The 21,598-nt window shown below is 32.6% G+C and carries 24 protein-coding genes; 12 read left to right on the top strand and 12 right to left on the bottom strand.

Translation table 11 applies throughout. The features are described from left to right. The first annotated feature begins 39 nt into the window (after window positions 1-39). Both gltS and SOR77_RS03720 read left to right on the top strand, forming a co-directional pair. On the top strand, window positions 40-1,272 hold the full coding sequence (gene gltS / locus SOR77_RS03715; protein ID WP_320635841.1) for a sodium/glutamate symporter: 1,233 nt from the start codon (window positions 40-42) through the stop codon (window positions 1,270-1,272). A gap of 84 nt (window positions 1,273-1,356) precedes the next feature. Continuing rightward, a complete protein-coding gene (locus SOR77_RS03720) occupies window positions 1,357-2,268 on the top strand; it encodes a hypothetical protein (RefSeq protein WP_320635842.1) in 912 nt (303 codons plus the stop codon). Window positions 2,269-2,322: 54 nt separating this feature from the next. Here the strand turns inward: SOR77_RS03720 and SOR77_RS03725 are convergent, their stop codons facing one another. Then, window positions 2,323-2,478 (bottom strand): hypothetical protein, encoded by a 156-nt coding sequence (locus SOR77_RS03725; RefSeq protein WP_320635843.1) that lies wholly within the window; start codon window positions 2,476-2,478, stop codon window positions 2,323-2,325. Window positions 2,479-3,287: 809 nt separating this feature from the next. Here SOR77_RS03725 and SOR77_RS03730 point away from each other — a divergent pair. Continuing rightward, a complete protein-coding gene (locus SOR77_RS03730) occupies window positions 3,288-3,728 on the top strand; it encodes a nucleoside deaminase (protein WP_320635844.1) in 441 nt (146 codons plus the stop codon). A gap of 113 nt (window positions 3,729-3,841) precedes the next feature. On the opposite strand, the gene SOR77_RS03735 is transcribed toward SOR77_RS03730, so the two are convergent. Both SOR77_RS03735 and SOR77_RS03740 read right to left on the bottom strand, forming a co-directional pair. Continuing rightward, window positions 3,842-4,366, bottom strand: a complete 525-nt coding sequence (locus tag SOR77_RS03735; RefSeq protein ID WP_320635845.1) for a phosphatase PAP2 family protein — start codon at window positions 4,364-4,366, stop codon at window positions 3,842-3,844. After that, the gene (locus tag SOR77_RS03740) at window positions 4,367-4,591 is read right to left on the bottom strand and encodes a CDIF630_02480 family spore surface protein (protein WP_320635846.1); all 225 of its coding nucleotides are present in this window, start codon (window positions 4,589-4,591) and stop codon (window positions 4,367-4,369) included. Between the two features lie 111 nt (window positions 4,592-4,702). On the opposite strand from SOR77_RS03740, the gene SOR77_RS03745 reads away from it, so the two are divergent. The 4 genes from SOR77_RS03745 to SOR77_RS03760 all read left to right on the top strand — a co-directional run bounded on the left by SOR77_RS03745 (window position 4,703) and on the right by SOR77_RS03760 (window position 9,689). Continuing rightward, entirely contained in the window at window positions 4,703-6,439 is a 1,737-nt protein-coding gene (locus SOR77_RS03745) for an ABC transporter ATP-binding protein (RefSeq protein ID WP_320635847.1), read from the top strand. Next, window positions 6,426-8,327, top strand: a complete 1,902-nt coding sequence (locus tag SOR77_RS03750) for an ABC transporter ATP-binding protein (protein ID WP_320635848.1) — start codon at window positions 6,426-6,428, stop codon at window positions 8,325-8,327. The genes SOR77_RS03745 and SOR77_RS03750 overlap by 14 nt, the downstream gene beginning before the upstream one ends. 241 nt (window positions 8,328-8,568) lie before the next feature. Further along, window positions 8,569-9,030 (top strand): signal peptidase I, encoded by a 462-nt coding sequence (gene lepB, locus SOR77_RS03755; protein WP_320635849.1) that lies wholly within the window; start codon window positions 8,569-8,571, stop codon window positions 9,028-9,030. Window positions 9,031-9,038: 8 nt separating this feature from the next. Then, window positions 9,039-9,689: a DUF1361 domain-containing protein gene (locus tag SOR77_RS03760; RefSeq protein WP_320635850.1), complete on the top strand. Its 651-nt coding sequence runs from the start codon at window positions 9,039-9,041 to the stop codon at window positions 9,687-9,689. A 34-nt stretch (window positions 9,690-9,723) separates the two neighbouring features. On the opposite strand, the gene SOR77_RS03765 is transcribed toward SOR77_RS03760, so the two are convergent. Genes SOR77_RS03765 through SOR77_RS03775 form a run of 3 tightly spaced genes read right to left on the bottom strand, consistent with a single transcriptional unit; the run spans window position 9,724 to window position 10,752 of the window. Then, window positions 9,724-10,251, bottom strand: a complete 528-nt coding sequence (locus SOR77_RS03765) for an LrgB family protein (RefSeq protein WP_320635851.1) — start codon at window positions 10,249-10,251, stop codon at window positions 9,724-9,726. Then, on the bottom strand, window positions 10,238-10,405 hold the full coding sequence (locus SOR77_RS03770; protein ID WP_320635852.1) for an LrgB family protein: 168 nt from the start codon (window positions 10,403-10,405) through the stop codon (window positions 10,238-10,240). Before SOR77_RS03770 ends, SOR77_RS03765 begins: the two co-directional genes overlap by 14 nt. Next, window positions 10,402-10,752, bottom strand: coding sequence for a CidA/LrgA family protein (locus tag SOR77_RS03775; protein ID WP_320635853.1), 351 nt, complete (start codon window positions 10,750-10,752; stop codon window positions 10,402-10,404). The genes SOR77_RS03770 and SOR77_RS03775 overlap by 4 nt, the downstream gene beginning before the upstream one ends. Before the next feature lie 176 nt (window positions 10,753-10,928). On the opposite strand from SOR77_RS03775, the gene SOR77_RS03780 reads away from it, so the two are divergent. From SOR77_RS03780 to SOR77_RS03795, 4 genes are all read left to right on the top strand, one after another. Beyond that, window positions 10,929-11,711 (top strand): MBL fold metallo-hydrolase, encoded by a 783-nt coding sequence (locus tag SOR77_RS03780; protein ID WP_320635854.1) that lies wholly within the window; start codon window positions 10,929-10,931, stop codon window positions 11,709-11,711. Window positions 11,712-11,719: 8 nt separating this feature from the next. Beyond that, entirely contained in the window at window positions 11,720-12,463 is a 744-nt protein-coding gene (gene surE, locus SOR77_RS03785) for a 5'/3'-nucleotidase SurE (RefSeq protein ID WP_320635855.1), read from the top strand. Between the two features lie 468 nt (window positions 12,464-12,931). Then, window positions 12,932-13,183, top strand: coding sequence for a hypothetical protein (locus SOR77_RS03790; protein ID WP_320635856.1), 252 nt, complete (start codon window positions 12,932-12,934; stop codon window positions 13,181-13,183). A 6-nt stretch (window positions 13,184-13,189) separates the two neighbouring features. After that, the gene (locus SOR77_RS03795; protein WP_320635857.1) at window positions 13,190-15,274 is read left to right on the top strand and encodes a heavy metal translocating P-type ATPase; all 2,085 of its coding nucleotides are present in this window, start codon (window positions 13,190-13,192) and stop codon (window positions 15,272-15,274) included. Window positions 15,275-15,309: 35 nt separating this feature from the next. On the opposite strand, the gene SOR77_RS03800 is transcribed toward SOR77_RS03795, so the two are convergent. The 4 genes from SOR77_RS03800 to SOR77_RS03815 all read right to left on the bottom strand — a co-directional run bounded on the left by SOR77_RS03800 (window position 15,310) and on the right by SOR77_RS03815 (window position 18,061). Further along, entirely contained in the window at window positions 15,310-15,594 is a 285-nt protein-coding gene (locus tag SOR77_RS03800; RefSeq protein ID WP_320635858.1) for a thioredoxin family protein, read from the bottom strand. Between the two features lie 8 nt (window positions 15,595-15,602). Continuing rightward, window positions 15,603-16,610 carry a permease gene (locus SOR77_RS03805; RefSeq protein ID WP_320635859.1) on the bottom strand — a complete coding sequence of 336 codons (1,008 nt, stop codon included), beginning with the start codon at window positions 16,608-16,610 and terminating at the stop codon, window positions 15,603-15,605. Between the two features lie 60 nt (window positions 16,611-16,670). Next, window positions 16,671-16,952, bottom strand: a complete 282-nt coding sequence (locus tag SOR77_RS03810) for a metalloregulator ArsR/SmtB family transcription factor (protein WP_320635860.1) — start codon at window positions 16,950-16,952, stop codon at window positions 16,671-16,673. A 104-nt stretch (window positions 16,953-17,056) separates the two neighbouring features. Next, window positions 17,057-18,061, bottom strand: a complete 1,005-nt coding sequence (locus SOR77_RS03815) for a threonine aldolase family protein (RefSeq protein ID WP_320635861.1) — start codon at window positions 18,059-18,061, stop codon at window positions 17,057-17,059. Window positions 18,062-18,118: 57 nt separating this feature from the next. On the opposite strand from SOR77_RS03815, the gene SOR77_RS03820 reads away from it, so the two are divergent. Continuing rightward, window positions 18,119-19,189: a pyridoxal phosphate-dependent aminotransferase gene (locus SOR77_RS03820; RefSeq protein ID WP_320635862.1), complete on the top strand. Its 1,071-nt coding sequence runs from the start codon at window positions 18,119-18,121 to the stop codon at window positions 19,187-19,189. A 33-nt stretch (window positions 19,190-19,222) separates the two neighbouring features. On the opposite strand, the gene SOR77_RS03825 is transcribed toward SOR77_RS03820, so the two are convergent. Beyond that, the gene (locus SOR77_RS03825) at window positions 19,223-20,635 is read right to left on the bottom strand and encodes a phospholipase D-like domain-containing protein (RefSeq protein WP_320635863.1); all 1,413 of its coding nucleotides are present in this window, start codon (window positions 20,633-20,635) and stop codon (window positions 19,223-19,225) included. A gap of 10 nt (window positions 20,636-20,645) precedes the next feature. Beyond that, window positions 20,646-21,506 (bottom strand): alpha/beta hydrolase, encoded by an 861-nt coding sequence (locus tag SOR77_RS03830; protein WP_320635864.1) that lies wholly within the window; start codon window positions 21,504-21,506, stop codon window positions 20,646-20,648. Between the last annotated feature and the right edge of the window lie 92 nt (window positions 21,507-21,598).

A 21,598-nucleotide genomic window follows, 5' to 3' on the forward strand; every position in this document is an offset into this window, starting at 1 on the left:
GAGGAGATGCTCTCCTCTCTGTATTTTTAGGAGGATACTATGAATTTTGAAACATTAGAAGGTGTTCTTAACATCAATTTAGACAGCATATTGACTTTAGCCTTAGCATCAATCCTTTTATTAATTGGATACGCTTTAAAAAATAGAATTTATTTCTTAGAAAAGTATTGTATTCCAGCTCCGGTTATAGGTGGATTTTTATTCATGTTCATCACTTGGATTGGACACAGCTCAGGAAGTTTTACCTTTAACTTCGAAAACGTATTCCAAGATGTGTTTATGTTGGCTTTCTTTACTACTGTAGGTCTTGGAGCAAGTTTTAAAATACTTAAATCCGGCGGAAAATTATTACTTATATATTGGTTATGCTGCGGTATAATTTCTTTATTCCAAAATACCATAGGTATGACTATCTCTAAAGTTGTCGGCCTCGAAGCGCCTTACGCTCTTCTCGCCAGCTCAATATCAATGATTGGCGGACACGGTGCCGCTCTATCTTATGGTTCAACTTTTGCTGAAATGGGATATGATATAGCACCTCTTGTTGGTGCTGCAGCAGCAACTTTTGGTCTTATCTCTGCCGTTTTAATAGGTGGCCCTCTTGGCAGAAGGCTTATAGAAAAAAATAACCTCAAACCTGTTGATGAAGACTTTGACGAGTCAGTTACCTCTATAAATGCTACTCATGTTTCTTTAAACAGCCTTGATGTTATAAAAAATGTAGTTGTGATAATAGTATGTATGGCTATTGGTAGTATAATATCCGGTAAAATAGGAGAACTTATCGATATGTCATTTCCAACATATGTTGGTGCCATGTTTGTAGCTGTAATCGCCAGAAATTTAAATGAAAAATTCAATTTCTATAAATTCAGCTTCCCGGTAGTTGATGAAATAGGAAATGTAATGTTAAACCTTTATCTTGCACTAGCTATGATGACTTTAAAACTTTGGCAACTTTCAGATTTAATAGGAGGAGTTCTATTGGTAGTAGTTGCTCAAGTAGTGTTCATGATGCTTATAGCTTACTTTGTAGTATTTAGAATATTGGGTTCAAATTACGACGCAGCTGTTATGTGTGCAGGACTTTGTGGTCATGGATTAGGTGCTACACCATCTGCAATAGTAAATATGACAGCGGTAAACGAAAGATATGGAATGTCCAGAAAAGCTATGATGATTGTTCCTATAGTTGGAGCATTCCTTGTAGATATAATCTATCAACCTCAAACCATTTGGTTTATCAAAACTTTCGTACAAGCTCTACATTAATAGTTAAAGCCAGGTGAACTTAACCCGCCGAAAAATTCGGTGGGTTTTTAATTGCTTTAAGTTATAATATAATTAGGTGATTAAATGGAACTAACGGACAAATTTGAAGTAGATGATTGCAAAAATAAAATTTCATATAATATAATCCATGGTGATATTCCAATCAAAATGTCTCCTGATCTAGTTGATGCCATAAAATACTTACTTTGGTACGTTCCTGATATTGCATCAATCCAGTCTCGTGACAATGAATTAGTTTCAAATATCTTATATGACGATTTCACTTTTTTAGAAATTATGAAATATATGAAACTCAGAGATGAAGATGTGTGGTTTGCAGATGAGGTCCCTGAAGCAATTGAAAAAATTTATAGAAATAGTATATGTACAAATTCTCAAAAAATAGTCATGACTAAAGGTGAAAAAGAAACCAAAACCAGTGCTGTATTAAGACATATAAGAAACGCCATTGCCCATGGATATTTTAATATCGTAGAAAATTTAATTGTTGGCTTTGACTATAAACCTGTAAATAAACATGAAGAAAAATGCACAGCATTCTTTAAAATAGACCCTACAAATTTGCTGATGGCTCTTAAAAGTTTGGACAATGAGCTAACTTCAACACAGCTGGTTACTTTGGCTCTTAAAAACAACGGTTACCACGTTGGTAAATATGAAGAAAATTTTGAAACAAGCGAAAGATTTGATTTATATGCTCGTAAAGGCTCACAAAAATATGCTATCGAACTTAAATCTTATAATGCTCAAGAAAAAATACATCATCAAGACGTTTTGGATATGATTGCAAGTTTCGAGGGAATGTTTAGAGATTTAAAAACTGTCTTAGTAATAAACTCTTCGTTTTTACTTGAAGAATCAAAAGATGAATTGTTAAAACATGATGTAATAATCTTAGACGTTAAGAATATTAAAAAGATGCTAGCCGGCAGAGATATGCTCTCTGAAATTGTAAGAGATAATAAATTCAAATAAAATAAAAAAAGAAGTACATCTCTGATAATCTTCTACTAAAGATGTACTTCTTAATTATTGTCTGATTAACTCCGGTCTACATAAATTATTACAATTCTTCAAAACCAGCATGACTTTATGCACACTTGCCATTGCCTTCAAATTTTTATCATTTTCTATTTCACACATGTATCTGTTTATAGAAAAACTATAAACTCCTGAACTTCTCAAAACTTTAATTAAGCTAACAAAACTCTCTTGTTCTATAGTGTTCTTCTCTATATCATTTTATTTAAGCTCATAAAACTCATTCTTTTTGCTTCGTGAATTATCACAAGTCCCATCAAGTATGTATACATAATCCATTTATTTAGCATCCTGTTTTGCCATAAATATAAAAATACAATTTTCGCCTCATATTTTAAATTGTAAAAACTTATATGAGTTCTAGTAATATACACATCCCTGTATAAGGAAACTATACTATTAAGTAAATTATCATTTAATTTTTAAATATTCCCAATTAATGAACTTCTTTCTTTAGCTATAATATTTGCAATAAAAAAAGATAGTCATCAAATAATTTCAACAACTATCTTTTTTATACTTCACATTCCATCCAACTGTACATTTTTGGTTCTATCACTGTCTATCAACTTCCTCTCTTTAACCTTACCTTTTCATCTCGTTTAAAATATTTTATAGTCTACTTTAATTTTTAATCTAAGGTCAACCAATAATTCTTAATACTCCATTGCCAAAAACCCTACTCTTAAGTTTTTGTAGAGAACTAAGTCTTACCACTTAACATACTACTTGCGTTCAATCTATATAAACGCCTTCGCGATTTTTAAAAAGTTGGATGGAATTGTAAAGGTTCAACATCGGCTCGGTATAAAGTATTATTTTATCTTCCAATGTATTATTAATATACCCATCGTTTTTACTATTAAACATTTTTTTCAAACTTTTTTTATTTTTTTCAAATAATTTTTTGAAAAATATTTTTTCATTGTGTAAAATATTTTTTGGTGATTAATATGAATTTTTTAGATGAGGCTATAAATCTTGCTCTTAAATCTATTGAACATGGGGATATCCCCGTTGGTGCAATTGTTGTAAAAGACAATAAAATAGTTGGTCGCGGATACAATCAAAAAGAAAAAAAGGCTGATGCATCTGCCCATGCTGAGTTATTAGCTCTCCAAGATGCAGCTAAAAATCTTGGAACTTATCATCTTGAAGATTGTGAAATTTATTCAACCCTTGAGCCATGTTGTATGTGCGCAGGTGCAATAGTTAATTTTAGAATAAAAAAAGTATATATAGGTACACGAAATCCAAGATTTGGGTGTTGTGGCAGCAACTTGAATCTGCTTGATTCTGTTTTGAACCATACAACTGAAGTGGAATTTTTAGATGATATTAAATGCTCAGAAATTATCTCCGAATTTTTTAAAGGTTTGAGAAAGGATAAATAGTTCAAAATATATTATAAAATATTATTTTTTAATTAATACTCATTAAAAAAGCGAATAGCTTATAAGTTACTCGCTTTTTCTTATCTCTTATTTAGTAAAATTTTAAGTATGTTTTATTTAATCTCTTCAGTTTTTAGCGGAACTTTTTTATCCAAAATTTTCTTTGCAAGAATTGCACAAATATACCCCAAAGCTACACCACCGAGTACATCTGTTGGGTAATGGACAAATAAGTATAATCTTGTAAAGCCCATCAACACCGCAAAACCCAGCAATATAATCCCCTTCCTTTTGTCGTAAAAGAGAGCTGAAAAAGCTGTGACAAATGCTGAATAGGTATGTCCTGATGGGAAAGAGCCATCTATTAATGGATTTACCAATATTTTTCTGCCTATTGCATTATAAGGACGCACTCTGTGTACTAGAGGTTTCAGCATAAGGTTACCCAGTATTGCCGAGAGTGCTAAACTAAGTAATATATTAAGCCCCATTCTCCTCGTCTTTTTAAAGATTGAAAAGCACAATCCAATTAAAATAAAAATGGCTCCTCCCGTTCCGAGTCGAGCCATAATTATTGAAATTCTATCCAAGATAGGATTTTGCAAAGTTTCTATTGCGTTTAAAATGCTTAACTCCACTTATCTTTGGTTTTCCTCATCTACCCATTGTTTTGCTTCTTCTACTGATTGTTCTGTTGGAGTTTCTACTCCTGTTTCTGAATCTTTTTCTTCAGATTTTGAGTATACATCTGTAGCAGGTCTCTCTTCATGATTTATTTCTTTAGCTTGTTCTAAATCTGCTGCAATTTCTTTTTTTCTTTGTTCTGATAAAGTTTTTACTTCTTCAAATTTATTTTTCGGCATAGTATCCCCCTATTATCTATAATTTTAACTTCTTACTTTACTTTATATACCCATTTATATAAAAAATAATTGGGTATAATATATCAGTCAATTATTATGAGGAGGAATTTTATGATAAAAACAATTATTTCATATGTTAAAGAATATAAAATTTATTCTTTGCTATGTCCTATTTTTGTTGTCATAGAAATCGCCATGGACGTACTAATCCCTTATCTTATGAGTTTGATAATAGATAAAGGAATAAGGTTGGGTTCAAAAGATGACATCATAAAATACGGAATCTATTTAATCATAGCTGTCATCATCGCCTTTTCAACAGGAATGATTTCAGGTTATCTTGCTACCAAAGCCTCTGCGGGCTTGGCTAAAAATTTGAGATATGCAATGTTTGAAAATATACAAGATTTTGCTTTTGAAGATATAGAGTCCTTTTCTACCGGATCTCTGATAACCAGAATGACTACTGATGTGCAAAACATCCAAGCAGCTTATCAAATGACAAATAGATTAGCTCTAAGAGCTCCATTGCTACTTGCTTTTGCCATGGCTATGAGTTTTAATATTCACTTTTCTCTATCTCTTACTTTTATGTTAATTTTTCCAATTTTAATTATTGGGTTGGCTTATATAATCAATAATGCTCACCCTATTTTTATAAGGATTTTTAAAACTTATGATAGTTTAAATACCATGGTCTCTGAAAATCTCTTAGGTATAAGAGTAGTTAAAAGTTTTGTAAAAGAAGACCACGAAATTGAAAAATTCCATGTCCTGTCTAAAAAGCTATTTAAAATGTATACAAGAGTATCTAAGCTGATGGCTTGTGCAAACCCTCTTATGATGCTCTCAACTTATGTAGCAAGCTTACTAATTGCTTATTTCGGAACTGTGTACATCCTTGAAGGGACTTTGAGTACAGGACAACTTGTAAGTCTTATAAACTATGCTGTTCAAATTCAAATTTCCCTAATGATGCTATCTTTTGTAGTGGTTCAATTCATAATATCTAAAAACTCAGCAGAGAGAGTTGTTGAAGTTTTAAACACTAAGACCAGCCTTGATAAAAATTTATCCGGTATAACTACAATAAAAGATGGAAGTGTAGATTTTAAAGACGTTTGTTTTTCATATCTGCACAACGAATCTAAATATGTTTTAAAAAATGCGTCTTTCTCAATTAAATCCGGAGATAGTGTTGGAATAATAGGATCTACCGGTTCTTCTAAATCCACTTTAATAAGTTTAATACCTCGCCTATACGAAGTCGATTGCGGTTCTGTAAAAGTTGGTGGAGTAGATGTAAAAGATTATAACTTAAATAGTCTACGTGATGCAGTTTCAGTAGTGCTTCAAAAGAACACTCTTTTCTCAGGCACAATTTTAGAAAATTTGCGCTGGGGAGATGAATCTGCAACTTTGGAACAAGTCCAAGAAGCTGCAAAACTTGCTCAAGCACACGACTTTATAATGCAAACTGAAAATGGTTATGATACAAAAATAGAGCGTGGTGGAGCAAATTTCTCAGGCGGTCAAAAGCAACGTCTATGTATCGCTCGTGCACTTCTTAAAAATCCTAAGATTTTAATCTTAGATGATTCAACATCTGCACTTGATAATGAAACCGAAAAGAAAATAGTCGGCGGACTAACTAAATTACGTCCTGATTTAACAAAAATAATAATAAGTCAAAGAATAAACTCTCTTGAAAATACTGACTATATAATAGTTATGAACAAGGGGAAAATTGATAGTATAGGCACTCATCAAGAACTTTTAAATACTAATGAAATTTATCAAGACATTGCCCAAACTCAAATTGGAGGTGATTTTGATGAACAGGATTAGAGTTTCTGCTGACGGCGATAGAAAAATAAATACGCCTGAAAACAAAGCGGCATTTTCAAGACTTATAAAAATTTTGTTTAAAGAATCCAAGATTAAATTTATATCTATAATACTGCTTGTCTGCATTTCATCATTAGTTACTGTTTCTCAATCGCTTTTTATCAGAACTTTGGTTGATAAACATATAACCCCTATGTTAAATACCAATACTCGGGATTTCTCGCCGCTTTTAAGAATGGTAATTATATATGCTGTTATATATCTATGCGGAGCTCTCTCAACACTTGCAGCTTCACGAATTATGATTAATATAGCTGAAAAAATAATAAGAGATCTTAGAAATCAAATGTTTGAACACATGGAAAAACTTCCTATTTCATTCTTTGATAAAAACTCGCATGGAAATTTAATGAGTAGATACACAAGTGATACACAAGTTTTGGAACAAATGCTCACAAATGCACTTCCAAACTTTTTTTCATCACTTTTAACTTTAATAGTAATAGTAACTGCTATGATTCTTTCATCAGCTATGCTATTTTTAGTGGTTGTAGTATGTATAATTCTTTTGATTGTATCTATGAATTTTATCGGTGGAAAAAGCTCTGTATTTTTTACAAGACAACAAGATTCTTTAGGTAAAGCTAATGGCTATATTGAGGAGTTAATAGAAGGACAAAAAGTTGTAAAAGTATTTTCTCGTGAAAGCCATGTATTAAGAGATTTCAAAGTTCTAAACGAAGAGCTTGCAGAAAATACAATGCTTGCAAATAGATACTCTCTATATTTACTACCTGTAATTTTCAACATAGGCAACTTACAATTTGCATTTATAGCAACAGTCGGCGGACTGATGACTCTAAGTGGAAACTATGGTCTTACAATCGGTGGACTTGTGGGATTCTTACAACTTTCAAGGTCATTTTCAGGCCCGATAAACAACATTTCTCAACAGATGAACCAAGTTATACTTGCGTTGGCAGGCGCTAAGAGAATCTTTGATTTGCTTGACCAGGAAGTTGAAATTGACAACGGCACTTATGAAATTGTAAGAGTTTGTGAAAGAGAAAATGGTCTTGAAATATGCTCCGAACGCACAGATCGTTGGGCTTGGAAAAACTCTGCAAGCGATGAAAATTTAATCGAAGTAAAAGGTGATATAAAATTTTACAATGTAGATTTTTCATATGACGGTGAGCATAAAATTCTAGACAATATCTCTCTATACGCTAAACCCGGTCAAAAAATTGCCTTTGTAGGTGAAACCGGCGCAGGTAAAACCACAATAACCAACTTGATAAATAGATTCTATGAAATAGACTCAGGCAAGATAACCTTTGATGGAATTGATATAAAAGATATTAAAAAAGCACACCTTCGCAGCGCCCTTGGAATGGTACTACAAGATACTCACCTATTTACAGGAAGTATTAACTATAATTTAAAATATGGACGACCTGAAATATCTGATGAGAGCATTGTAGAAGCAGCAAAGAAAACCCAATCTGATGACTTTATAGAAAAACTTGAAAACAGATATGACACTGTAATCTCAGGTACAAATTCAGATTTATCACAAGGACAAGCACAACTCCTTTCAATAGGTCGTGCCGAAGTATATAATCCACCCGTTTTAATACTAGATGAGGCAACATCCTCAATTGATACACGTACTGAAAGGCTTGTTCAAGAATCGATGGACGAAATAATGAAGGGAAGGACCACTTTTGTAATTGACCATAGATTGTCTACAGTAAAAAATGCAGATGCAATAATCGTTCTTTCAAAAGGTAAAATAGTAGAACGTGGAAACCACGAAGAATTGATTGCTCAAAAAGGAATTTACTACCGTCTATACACTGGTGGTTTTGAAGAAAAAGAAGATTGATACTAAAATCACACTTCATTAATCCAATTTTGTGTGTTAAACTTATTCGGTAGCCTACAAATTAGTCTTGGACTTTTCCCATATGGAAGCCAAGACTTTTTTTGTACTTTTGTTTCTTACAATCTACCAACAGAATTTTTCCAATGAGCATTACTTATCTAAGTTTTTTGTAAAAGTTGTCCATAATTGCATAATTAGATATAATTACATATATTAAGTAAAGAAACTTAGAGGTGATTTTTTGAAGACAATACAAGAATATAGATCTTACTTAATTGTTATAGCAATTGCCATTTTGTTGCGAGTATTTGTTTTTCGTATATCCGTTGTCAGCGGACAGAGCATGGAAGATACTTTTCGCAACAGAAACATACTGTTCTGCACTATTTTTGACAGGACGGATTTAAAGCATGGAGATATAATAGTTTTCAAATCACCTGTAGAAGATAAATTGTATGTAAAGAGAGTTATAGGACTGCCTAAAGATGAAATCGAAATCGATTATGAGCATATAATTTTAAATGGAAAAATTCTTGAAGAACCCTATATAAAAGAAAAAACTAGTTACTATAAAAATTCAATAAAATTAGAAAATGAATATTTTGTCCTTGGCGACAATCGCAACAACAGTTCTGATTCACGACACTTTGGCCCTATCCCGCCTGATTCGATTGTCGCAAAAGTCAGATTCAAAATATTTTAGGAGAACCAATGAACAAAGAGACAACTTCAACACTAAAAAAACTGATGATATACATTCTTATCTATATCGCTCTTTCATCAGTCATAATTTACTTTAATATAAATAAAAGATATTTAATCTTTAATGCCGGTCTTTCATTTATACCTTACTTGGTAAGCGGTTTTACCCTTTCCAAAAAGAACAACTCATTATTTGTACTGCTCGGTCTGTTTATAACAATTGTATTTTACCCAAATGCAATATATATGTTTACAGACTTCATACATATAAAAACTTCCGACTATTACAAAATTATCGGTGGTGAAGTAGTCTATGTGATGGAGGCTATAAATTGGATAAAGTTAGGTGCTGAAGTATGTATAATAACTCTTTCTATGGTGCTAAGCTTTGAAAGTTTTATAAACATTCTAAAGATAATGAGATGTCATGGCCATAAGATTGCTGAACTGATAATTTTAATTTTTACATCAGCCGGCACTTCTTTAGCAGTCTATATAGGTCGATTTTTGAGATTCAACTCTTGGGATATATTTAAAATTCATACAATCGTATCTGATATTTTAAACAATATCTCCACAAATGATTACTATCTCTTAGGTGCTTTTGCAGTAATTCATTTTATAATAATACTTACTCTTTACAATATGAAACAAAATTAAAATAGAGGCGTAGAACGAATCTACACCTCTTTCTTTATAAGAATTTTAATGCTATTGGCATTAAAACAACTGTCACAAGACCTGCTATTCCTATTGAGAGCCCTGCCATTGCTCCTTCAACTTCTCCCATCTCATTTGCCTTAGACGTACCTACGGCATGCGATGCCGTTCCCATTGCTATTCCTCTTGCAACAGGACTTTTTATCCTAATCAGTTTTAAAATACTTGGCCCAAAAACCGACCCTATTATACCGGTAATCATTATAGTTATAATTGTAAGCGTTGGATTTGCACCGTATTGCTCAGACAGCGGCATACCTATTGCAGTTGTAACTGAGTGCGGTAAAAATGCAGTTGTAAGTTTTTTATCTATGCCCAACAATTTACACAGCACCAATGTGCTTATAATAGCCGTTATTGAACCTGCAACTATTCCCACTAGAATTGGTACTATATCTTTTTTTAATATATTTAGATTTTTATACAATTCAACCATTAGAGCAACCGTTGTGGGCGCTATTAAAAATGTAATATACTGTGCACCTAAGTTATAAAGTTTCAAAATCTATCCCCAGTGCCAAAAGAACTCCTATAATCAAAAGTATCCCTATCAACAGTGGATTTAAAATAGGCGTTCTAAATTTCTCATTTATTTTAACCCCACCCATATAACATATATATGAAAGTAAAATTCCAAAATAAGGATTATCCGTCATTTGTATAATCTCCTTATTATAATTTCCACAACAAGAGCAGTTACTATCAAAGTTATAATCGTAGATACCGATATTACTACTATAATTTTAAGTGCATTCCCATCCATACTTGCATATTCTTTCATAATCTCAACCCCGGCCGGCAAAAAGAAAAATGCAAAATACTTTAAAAGCCCTCTTGTAGTTTCTTCAACATCACTTACACTCACAACATTAAAAATAAGTCCTAAAAATAAAAAAATCATACCCCAAACTACCATAGGTATAGGAGTACTAAAAAAATAATTTACAATCACACCCATAAAAAGACATATGAGCAAGATTGAAAATTGTCTTAGATAATTCAATCATCTCACCTCTACTTCATTATATAATATATTTTTAACATTGTCTTATTTTTTAAAACCTTATAAAATTTTTTATTACAAAAGTATAATTTTCAAATTAAATTTGTATAACTTTGAATTCTCTTATCACTTTTTTACTCATTTAGTATATGTTAAAATGAGAAGTGGAGGTTAAAATGTTATTTTGCTCACTTTCTAGCGGTTCTTCCGGGAACTGCCAATATATAGAATATAGAAACACAAAAATTTTAATAGATGCAGGCCATTCCGGCAAAAAGATAACTGAACTTTTAAACAAGATAGATAAAAAAGTAGAAGAAATTGATGCGATTTTTGTAACTCATGAACACTTAGACCATGCAAAAGGAGTTGGGGTCCTGTCTCGTAGACACAATATAAAAGTTTTTTCTACAATAGAGACCATGAGAGCCATGCACCCTGTAACTAAAGAAATAGCTGCAGAAAATACCTATACTTTTATAAATGGTCAGCCTTTTCAGTTCAAAGACTTATTTATCCAACCAATGCAATCTTTCCACGATTGTAGTAATGGAACTTGTTTTATACTGAACGGCAATAAAAAAATAAGCATAGTTACAGATACCGGATATGTAAATCCTGATTTGCTAAACTCAATGGAAAATTCAGATATATACTATTTAGAATCAAACCACGATTATGAAATGCTGATGAATGGAAGTTACCCTTGGAGTTTGAAAAGTAGAATTTCTTCAACTCGAGGCCATCTTTCAAATGACAATGCAGCTGAAATTTTAAACAAATTAATTAAAAAGAGAAATGAAATTGTAATGTTGTCTCATCTATCACAAGATAACAACACTCATACAATTGCTTCAAATACAGTACGTGATCTTCTCCATCAAAATTCAATAATAGACGGAGTAGACTATACTTTAGAGATATCTCCTCGTGATGAGATTTCTCTACATGAAATTTAGGAGGAAAAATGAATATATTACTGACAAATGATGACGGATATTTTGCACCCGGTATAAAGGAACTTGCAAGACAGCTTATCGCAGAAGGACACAATATTACAATTGTAGCTCCCACTCAAGAAAATTCAGGAAAAAGCCATTCTATAACTCTGCGAGAAGAACTTATTGTATCTCCTGTCACCATAGATGGAATAGATACTATGTGTTATTCAGTTAGCGGTACTCCCGCAGACTGTGTAAGAGCTGCTCTAAATATATTAGATACAAAATTTGACTTTTGTTTTTCAGGTTGTAATTTTGGATATAATGCCGGAATGGATATACTTTACTCCGGAACAGTTTCAGCTGCAATTGAAGCAAATGTATTCGGCATAAATTCATTTGCCGTTTCAGCTGAATTTTTAAGAGAAAATACAAACTATGAAACAGCAGCTAAAGTTGCAATAGAAGTTTTCAACAAGGTTCATAAATCTCTTGATAAGATTCAAGTTATAAATATAAATGTGCCGTCTGTTGAATATTCAAAATTAAAGGGCATAAAGGCCGCTAAAATCGGCGGAAATGTAATGGATAAATACACCAAAGTTCAAACTGAAAGTGGATACACTCTTTCTCTGAGCGGAAGAAATGAATACAATTACCTTGAAAATACTGACAGATATCTTCTTTCAGAAGGATATGCAACTGTAACTCCACTTTTATATAATTTTACTGATATTGAACTGCTAAAAAACATCAGTGAAAAATTATAGAATCTTTGTCATAAACTATTGAAAGATTAAATACTTTATAAAACAACTTTTTATCAAGTCATAGAAAGTTGTTTTTTTAATCGCTAAAACCAATTACTTATAACTTTGGAAAGTAGATATTTCCTTTAGAATAAAAGTCATTTTAAAATAATTTTTATTTAATATGATGCCAAAAATTTATAGAAATTTTTTCTCTTATAATTTACTTATATGCCAACTTTTATTATCAAAATTACGCTCAATATATTATAATTAAATAATTTTTATTATCTTGTTCTACTCACACTTAATAAAAAGTTAATTTTTTATTATTTATATTATTTCTTTTTAACTATTTTAATTATTTTTTTGATATTATTTCTCTTAAACACCTCTATACTGCTACCTTTTATCTATTTTTATTGTAATTTTAAAAATTTAATGATATGCTCAATAATATAAAATTTTAATAATATTTAGGAGGTAATTATGAAATATTTAAAATACTTAGGAACTGAAAAAAGTGCATTTTTTGTTGGTGGAGTTGCGGTTGCAATGGTAGCTAAAAAAGTTTTAAAGAGCAAATCTCTACACAACTTAGCGGTTAGTGCAGTTGCGGGTGGAATGAAAATTCAAAAAGAAGCTGCCTACCAACTTGAAGCTATCAAAGAAGATGCTGAAGATTTGGTAAGACAAAAAGAAGAAGCTGCTAAAGCTGAATGCAATTGTGATTGCGAATAATATAATATGAAATTTCAAATCGCATGTAATTTAAATGGTTATCTGCGCTTAAAGTTAGGTCGATATACTCTTGATGAAGAAAAGTCATACTCTCTTTCTCATAAAATTAACAAATACAGTGGAGTTTATAAAGTCAGTGCAAACCACATAACCGGTTCTGTGCTGATAGAACATGATACTGATGTAAATTCACTTATTGAAAATTTAAAAAAAATAGACTTGGACTCTCTTGAAGTGGTTCCATCTTATGAAAGAGATGAAAGCACTGCAATAGGTGTTAAATTTAGACAAAAGCTTTTGAATAAATTTTTAATTAGGTTTGTTGCAAGAAATCTAATTCCTAGTCCTATTGGAAAAATAGTAATTATAAAAAGAGCTCTTGGCTATATGAGTAAAGGTTTTAATTCTCTATCCAAGGGTGAAGTCAATGTAGATGTTTTAGACGGTTCTGTTATAGGTCTTTCTCTATTGAAAGGTCACTATGCAAATGCAGCTTCTATAATGTTCTTACTTGGAATCTCTGATGTGCTTGAAGAATACACTAGAGAAAAGAGTAGAAATACATTGTCGAGCGCATTGATATTCCAAGTTGATAAAGTTTGGATTAAAGGTGAAGATGGCGAACAATATCAAAAATCTCTCGTAGATGTTCAACTGGAAGAGCAAATCATCGTCCGTACCGGCTCAATGATTCCTGTTGATGGATATATAGTAAGCGGTGAATCTGAAGTCAATGAAGCAAGCATGACCGGAGAAAGTATGCCGGTTCAAAAAACAGTTGGCGATTCTGTCTTCGCAGGAACAGTGGTTGTCGACGGCGAAATTTTAGTTTCTGTGAGGTCTCTTCACAGCGAGTCTAGAATTCAAAGCATATTAACCATGGTTGAAGAATCCGAAGAATTAAAATCTGCAATTTCTTCTAAGGCTGCTCACTTAGCTGATAGAATCGTGCCTTACAGTTTCTTGTTTTCTGCAATTGTATTTGCACTTACTCGCAGTTCAGAAAAAGCTCTTTCAGCTCTTACTGTAGATTACTCTTGCGCTATAAAGTTGGCAACTCCTCTGTCAGTTATCTCTGCAATAAGCGAGGCTTCTAACAACAGAATTATGGTCAAGGGCGGAAAGTATCTTGAAACTTTAAGCGAAGCTGATACTATTGTATTCGATAAAACTGGCACACTTACTATGGCAACTCCTAAAGTTGTAAAAGTTATACCTTTTGGAGATTTTACAAGAGATGAAGCTCTTAGATTGGCAGCTTGCCTTGAGGAACACTTCCCTCACAGCTTAGCTCGTGCCATTGTAAAAAAAGCCGAAGAAGAAAATTTAAAACACAAAGAAGAACATGCAGAAGTTCAATACATTGTATCCCATGGAGTTCATTCTACATGGAGAGGACATAAAGTCCTAATAGGAAGTTCACACTTCTTAACAGACGATAACGGTGTATTTATTTCTGAAGATGAAGAAAATATAATAAATTCTGAAGGCGCTGGATATTCTTGTGTATATCTATCGGTAGATGATAGACTTGCCGGTGTAATTTGCGTGCAAGACCCACCTCGTCCAGAAGCCCCAAGGATTATAGCTGAACTAAAAGCTCTTGGAATAGACAACATCTATATGCTCACAGGAGACAGCTCTCAAGCTGCTGAAAAAATAGCTGAAGAGTTAAATATAGATAATGTATTCTCAGGAGTATTACCTGAAGACAAAGCAGAAAAAATTGAAGAATTGCAAAGTAAAGGTCACCGCGTAATCATGGTAGGAGATGGTATAAATGATACTCCTGCACTAGCTAAGGCCGACGTTTCTATCTCTTTAAGAGATGCTACTGACCTTGCAAGAGAAGTTTCTGATATCACTCTGTTAGATAGCAATTTAAATTCTCTAATAGAGCTTAGAAAACTTAGCCGTGGAATGACTAATCGTATTGAATCGAATTTCACGAAAATTTTTACAATAAATACAATGTTGTTAGTGCTTGGTGCATTTGGAACTCTTAGACCTACTAGCACAGCACTTCTACACAATGTTTCAACTGCGCTAATAGGTGCAAGTTCAACTAGAAATATTTTACCTTTAAATTAAAATAATCGGCATACTCGAAAGAATATGCCGATTTATTATTTTCTTTTTTCAAGTAGCTCAGCGCTCTCTTCTACACTTAGAAGTTTTCCATAACTTACAACTTCTCCGTCAACCACAAGAGCCGGCGTACTCATAACACCCATACTTGCAATAACTGAAAAATCAGTTATGTGATGAATTTCTTCTTCAACACCTAATTTTTTCAAAGCTTCTTTTACATTATCTTCTAATTGATTACACTTCTTGCAACCTGAACCAAGTACATAAATTCCTCTATCTTCTACAGATTGAGCTTCTTCTTTTTTCTTTTTAAAAAACATAATTCCTCCTAAACAAACAAATAATAAAACAAATTGAATAAATATCCTACCAACACTATTCCAATTGTGCTTATAGCTACAAATACAGTTAATAACTTTGGCTTTATCGCTCTTCTAAGCATTATAATCGACGGAAGACTTAGAGTAGTTACTCCCATCATAAAACTTAAAACCGTACCAAGCATGGCTCCCTTAGATAACAACGCCTCTGCTATTGGAATTGTCCCAAATATATCAGCATACATTGGTATCCCAACTAGTGTCGCAAGTACAACCCCAAATGAATTGTCTTGACCCAAAATTCTCGTTATAAAACTCTGCGGAATCCAGTTGTGTATAAACGCTCCAATGCCAACTCCAACTAATATATAGATAAAAACTTTTGAGAAAGTTTCAACCACTTGCCCCTTTGCAAAGTTTACTCGCTCTCTGCTGCTAATTTCTCTTTCCTTTATTTCAATTCCCTTAGGAGCGTTTAATATAAAATCCTCTAATTCATTTTCTAAGTTTAATTTTTCAATTAGAGTTCCCCCCACTACAGCTATAACCAAGCCAAGAAACACATAGGCAAGTCCTATCTTAAAACCAAAAATGCTCACTAACAGCACCAAACTCCCAAGGTCTACCATTGGCGAAGATATTAAAAAACTAAACGTTACACCAAGAGGCAAACCTGCGGAGCTAAATCCTATGAACAGTGGAATTGATGAACAAGAACAAAACGGTGTTACAGTTCCAAGTAAAGCCGCCATTATATTTGCTCCAATGCCGTTAAATCTTCCAAGTATCCTTTTGCTTCTCTCCGGTGGAAAATAGCTTTGAATATATGAAATAATAAATATCAAGGTACATAATAAAATGGTTATCTTGAGTACATCATATATAAAAAATTGTAAACTCACCCCGAATTTAGTATGTATATCTACGCCAAAACTAATTAATAATTTTACGACTATATCATTTAGCCAAGCCATGCCAAAAACTTGACTTTGAATAAATTTCACAACCTCTATCATCTAAAACCTCTTTTCATATCAAATTATTTTGATGTATTGTGTATTTTTTAAACCATCTTCTCAGATGGCTTTATCTATCATCTTTAACAATATTCTCGACGCCGTTTCTATTCCCTCTTCAGATAAGTTGTAATAAGTCCATTTTCCGTCTTGTCTGCCAATTACAACTCCTGCTTCAGTCAATATCTTCATGTGATATGAGAGCCCTGATTGCGTTAAATCCAATTTTTCAAGCAATACACAAGCGCATTTTTCTCCTTGCTTTAGCATATCCAATATCGCTAATCTCTTTGGGTCACAAAATGCTTTAAACACTTTTGAATTTTCAACATAACTCTTCACTAAACCACCTCACATCAAATATTTTTGATGTATTTATAATAACACAAACTCTTCATAGGTTCAAGTATTAAAAAAGGACTCCCTTAAAAAAAGTCCTTAAATTATTATAATGCACTTGCTAAATTTTCTATTTCTTCATCTGTTGTAAGATATGTCGTTACAAATCTCAAAACTCTGTTGTCTTCATCTAACGGCATTACTTCAAACATATTATCTACTGCCAACTGTTCAATTTTTTCCAGTGGATATTCTATAAATATTTGATTCGAAACCGGTTCTTGATAGAATTTAGCTCCTGCACTTCTCAACTTGCTCTCTAATTTTTTAGAAGCTTCAAATGATTTTTTCCCAAGTTCATAGTATAGACCATCTTCAAAAAGAGCTGCAAATTGTGCCCCTAGTGCAAACCCCTTTGCCATAACCGCTCCTCGTTGTTTCATAAACTTTCTAACGTTAACTTTTAAATCTTCATCTACAATTACAATCGCCTCTCCATACATTGCACCATTTTTTGTTCCGCCAAGCGTGAAGATGTCGCATACCTTTGGAAGTTCAGATATATCAATTCCACTCGCCGCAAGTCCGGTCGCCATTCTAGCTCCGTCTATATATAAATACAGTCCATGTAGCACGCACACTCTGTATATTTCCTTTATCTCTTCCAGTGAATATACAGTTCCCAGCTCTGTGGTCTGTGAGATGTATACTAATTTAGGTTCAATATGATATTCTTCTCCTAAGCTTAGTATTTTTTCTTCTATCAATTCTGCACTTAACTTTCCATTAGCCACTTCTATAGTTTCAAGCTTATGACCTGTAGCTTCAATTGAACCGGTCTCATGGGCAGTTATGTGACCTGTGCTAGCCGCAATTATTCCTTCGTATGGCATCAAGTTGGCACTTATAGCAACTATATTAGCTATAGTACCTCCGCCGACAAATTCAATTTCAACAGTTTCATCTTTTAAATCCCGTCTAATATAACTTTTAGCTTGCTCAGTATAACAATCTGAACCATAACCCAAGTGTCCATTTCTTTCAATTTTACCAAGCTTTTCAAAAACTCTCTCATGACATAAATCATTATAGTCGTTTACAAAAATATTCATACTTCACCTCTTTGTTACAATTATACTACTCATGATATAATATTGGCGAGGTGTATTATGAAAGATAAACATGGTGCAAATATTTTTGAAATTTCAAGAGAATATGGCTTTGACGAAACTCAAATCTCAGATTTCTCGTCCAATATAAATCCTATAGGACCTTCTGTGTCATCTATAGAATACTTAAAAGACAATTTAAATTTGGTCACAACATATCCTGACCCTGAATATGTCTCTCTTAAAGAGAGCATATCGTCTTATTCCGGTGCAAACATGGAGAATATTGTGCTTGGAGCAGGAACAACAGAGCTGTTTAAACAATATATAAGTTTAATTTCACCTAAAAAAGCTTTAGTATTTTCTCCTTGTTACTCAGAATATGAAAATGAACTCAAAAATATAAATGCTGAAATATTTTATGAAGACTTGCTCGAAAAAAATAAATATGCAGTATCTTTGGACTCTATAATAGAAAAAATTAAATCTCTAAACATAGATATGTTGATATTTGCAAACCCAAACAATCCAACTGGAACAATACTAAGACGTGATGAAATTTCTGCAATACTTGAGACCGGCATTCATCTCTTAGTTGATGAAACCTATGTAGAATTTACCGACAAAAGCAAATTTTCAGCAGTTAAACTCACTAGCCAATATCCCAATCTATTTGTAGCAAGAGGTGTGAGCAAATTTTTTGCAACTCCCGGAATACGTCTTGGCTATGGAATCACATCAGACGAAAAACTACTGACTACTCTTAAAGAAAACTCCATGCTTTGGAATGTAAATATATTTGCCGATACTCTAGGTCAAAAAATGTTCCAGGACTCAAAGTATCAATCTGAAGTGTTTGCATTTATGAACTCACAAAGAGACTATTTTTTTAAAGAGCTGTCTGAAATAAAAAATATAAAGTGCTTTCCATCCTATGGTAACTTTATTCTGTGTAAAATTTTAAACGGCTCAACCGCAGCCGAACTAAGAGAACATCTTATGAAAAAGGCCATCGTCATTCGAGATTGTTCAAACTTTAAAAATTTAGACGAAAAGAATTTTAGATTTTGTATATTATCTGAAGAAGAAAACAAAAGACTGATATCCGAATTAAAAGAATATTTCAAATAAAGAGCTTTGTCCTCGTAGCGACAAAGCTCTTTTTTAAAATGTTGAAAGTCCACTAAACTCTTGGACTCTATATATTATATTTTTCCACCATATATCTTCGGCATTTGTATTGTAGTCAAGTGTATAAGTTCTGCCTCGGTTATACCATAACATATCTATATAATTTGAAACCTTTTGCATTTCTTCAGTGTCCTTATTTCCTATTATCACTACATCCGATTCCAAATTCAAATCATCTAAATTTCTTCTTGTGAAGTTAGCCGAACCACCTACCAAGACCATTTCATCATTGGTTTCTAAAACAAGTAACTTTGAATGGAATTGCTCTGCATTTGTATTGTACCATTTAATTTCCATATTTTTTTCTTTAGACAGTTCATTTGCAACTTGTTTATTAGGTATTCCTATCTTCTCCTGACCAAAGGCATCCTTATTTAAATCTAAAATCAATCTTATTTCAACGTCTCTCCCGGATGCTTTTTTTAATTCTTTTATAACGCCTCGATGTGATAAGTAAAATACACCTAGGAACAATTTATCTCCCTTTTTAGAACGTCTTATAGTATCTATCAAAGCGTCCTTTATTTTTCCTTCAGTTACGCTTTGTATCTCAAACTCTCCACCTTTTACATCTTTTACTATAAATTCAAGCGCTCGAGATTCCAAGTTTGAAAATCTTATAATAGCTTTTTCAGATTCCAATATATCGTTTAACACGGCACCTTTGACTTTAAAAGCTATGTTAGAATGAAGAGCACTTCCATCATGTGGGTTTGCAGAAGCTATTATGGCTTCCTTTTCATTCACGACAACTTTTCTATGGTTGGCTTTAAAATTTAAAAGCTTTGTATATTCTGAAATAGAAACTTTTTCTCCCTTTCTAAATAAATTCGGAAGAAATTGTCCTTTGCCGGTCGATAAATTTCTAAAATATGCTCTATAAAAACTTGTATATAACGGATTTGAATCTTTTATTGCATCTAAATCAGTAACCAAAACTTCTATATTGGCCTCTTTTAACCTTCTGAAGTTTTCCGGCATATATCCCCCATAAAAAGTATTTATAGGGTCTGTTATAAGTACTATCGGCAAATTAGGATTTTCCGTTTTTTTCTTCAAAAGAGCTTCTGTAAGTTCATTTGAAAGTGCGGGCATATCGTACTTGTCCTTGTCGTAGTCATCATTGAACAAGAAAAAGTCTAACAATAAAAAGTTTTCTGCGTCGTCTATTAATTTATATACATTTGAAAAAATTTCCTGCTCCGATTTTCTGTGTCCTTTGGAGTCAGAATAAGTTAAATCGTATAGAAATTCAAAATCTCCACGATGCTCTAAGCTCTTATAAGAAACATCTTCAGGTATTTCTCTAAAAGATTCAATTAAAAATGCCCCAAAAGGTACTACAACAAATAAAAATAATAAAACTATTTTTAAAAACATCTTCATCTTCAACCTCTTATTGGCAAAAAGCTCTTATCTCTTTAATTAACTCTTCATATTCATCCGACATTACAGCATGACCACACTTGTCGTACATCACCAGCTCAGCTTGTTTAGAAAAATAATTTTTATTTACTCTAGCTATCAATGAATCCACAACCTTATCTCCGGTACCGTGAACAATTAAAATCGGTATATTATCTCTAATTGCTTTGTTGAATCTAAAATTTCCAACTGCATTCCCGGCTTCAGACAAGCATCTTTGTTTTACAGTATCTTGTAAATTTCTCTCATATATCTCATCACCCGGATAATTTTCCGTATATACCAAACTCTTTAGTATTCCACTCATTCCCCTGTACTTTATAGCTTCATTAGCATGTTCTAAAAAAGAAGTTATCGGATTATACTTAACCAAGCTTTGAGTTAGAGTAAAATTAACATTGTATATTTGGTTGCAAATACCATTCATTCCCGTTGTCAGTGGAAGCTCCGCACCATACACTCCTATGGACGCCATAAGTATGGCTTTTTTCACTCTGAATCTCAGGTCTTGATCTGCCATAAACTCCATTACAATTCCACCGCCCAATGACCAACCCAATATGTAAAATTCTTTTAAGTCCAATTCCATTACAAACTCTCTAATATCATCTGTAAAGTCAGATATACTATTTATTTTCTTATTGTATGAACTATTTCCATACCCTCTTAAATCAGGAGCTATAACTCTATAATCTTTAGACAATTCTTCTATCATCTCTGTAAAAAATACTGAAGTAGATATATTGCCATGTATTAATAATAAAATTGGCCCTATTCCCTTTTCTCTATAAAATATCTCTTCGCCATTTACTCTTATAGTTTTACATTTCAAAATTGACCTCCAAACTATTTTAATTTTATCAAAATCGCTAAATCATTACAATCGTGCCAATTGAAATTATAAAGTTCCTAATATATAATTTT

The sequence above is a fragment of the Peptoniphilus sp. genome (assembly GCF_034090345.1).
Classification (GTDB): Bacteria; Bacillota; Clostridia; order Tissierellales; family Peptoniphilaceae; genus Peptoniphilus.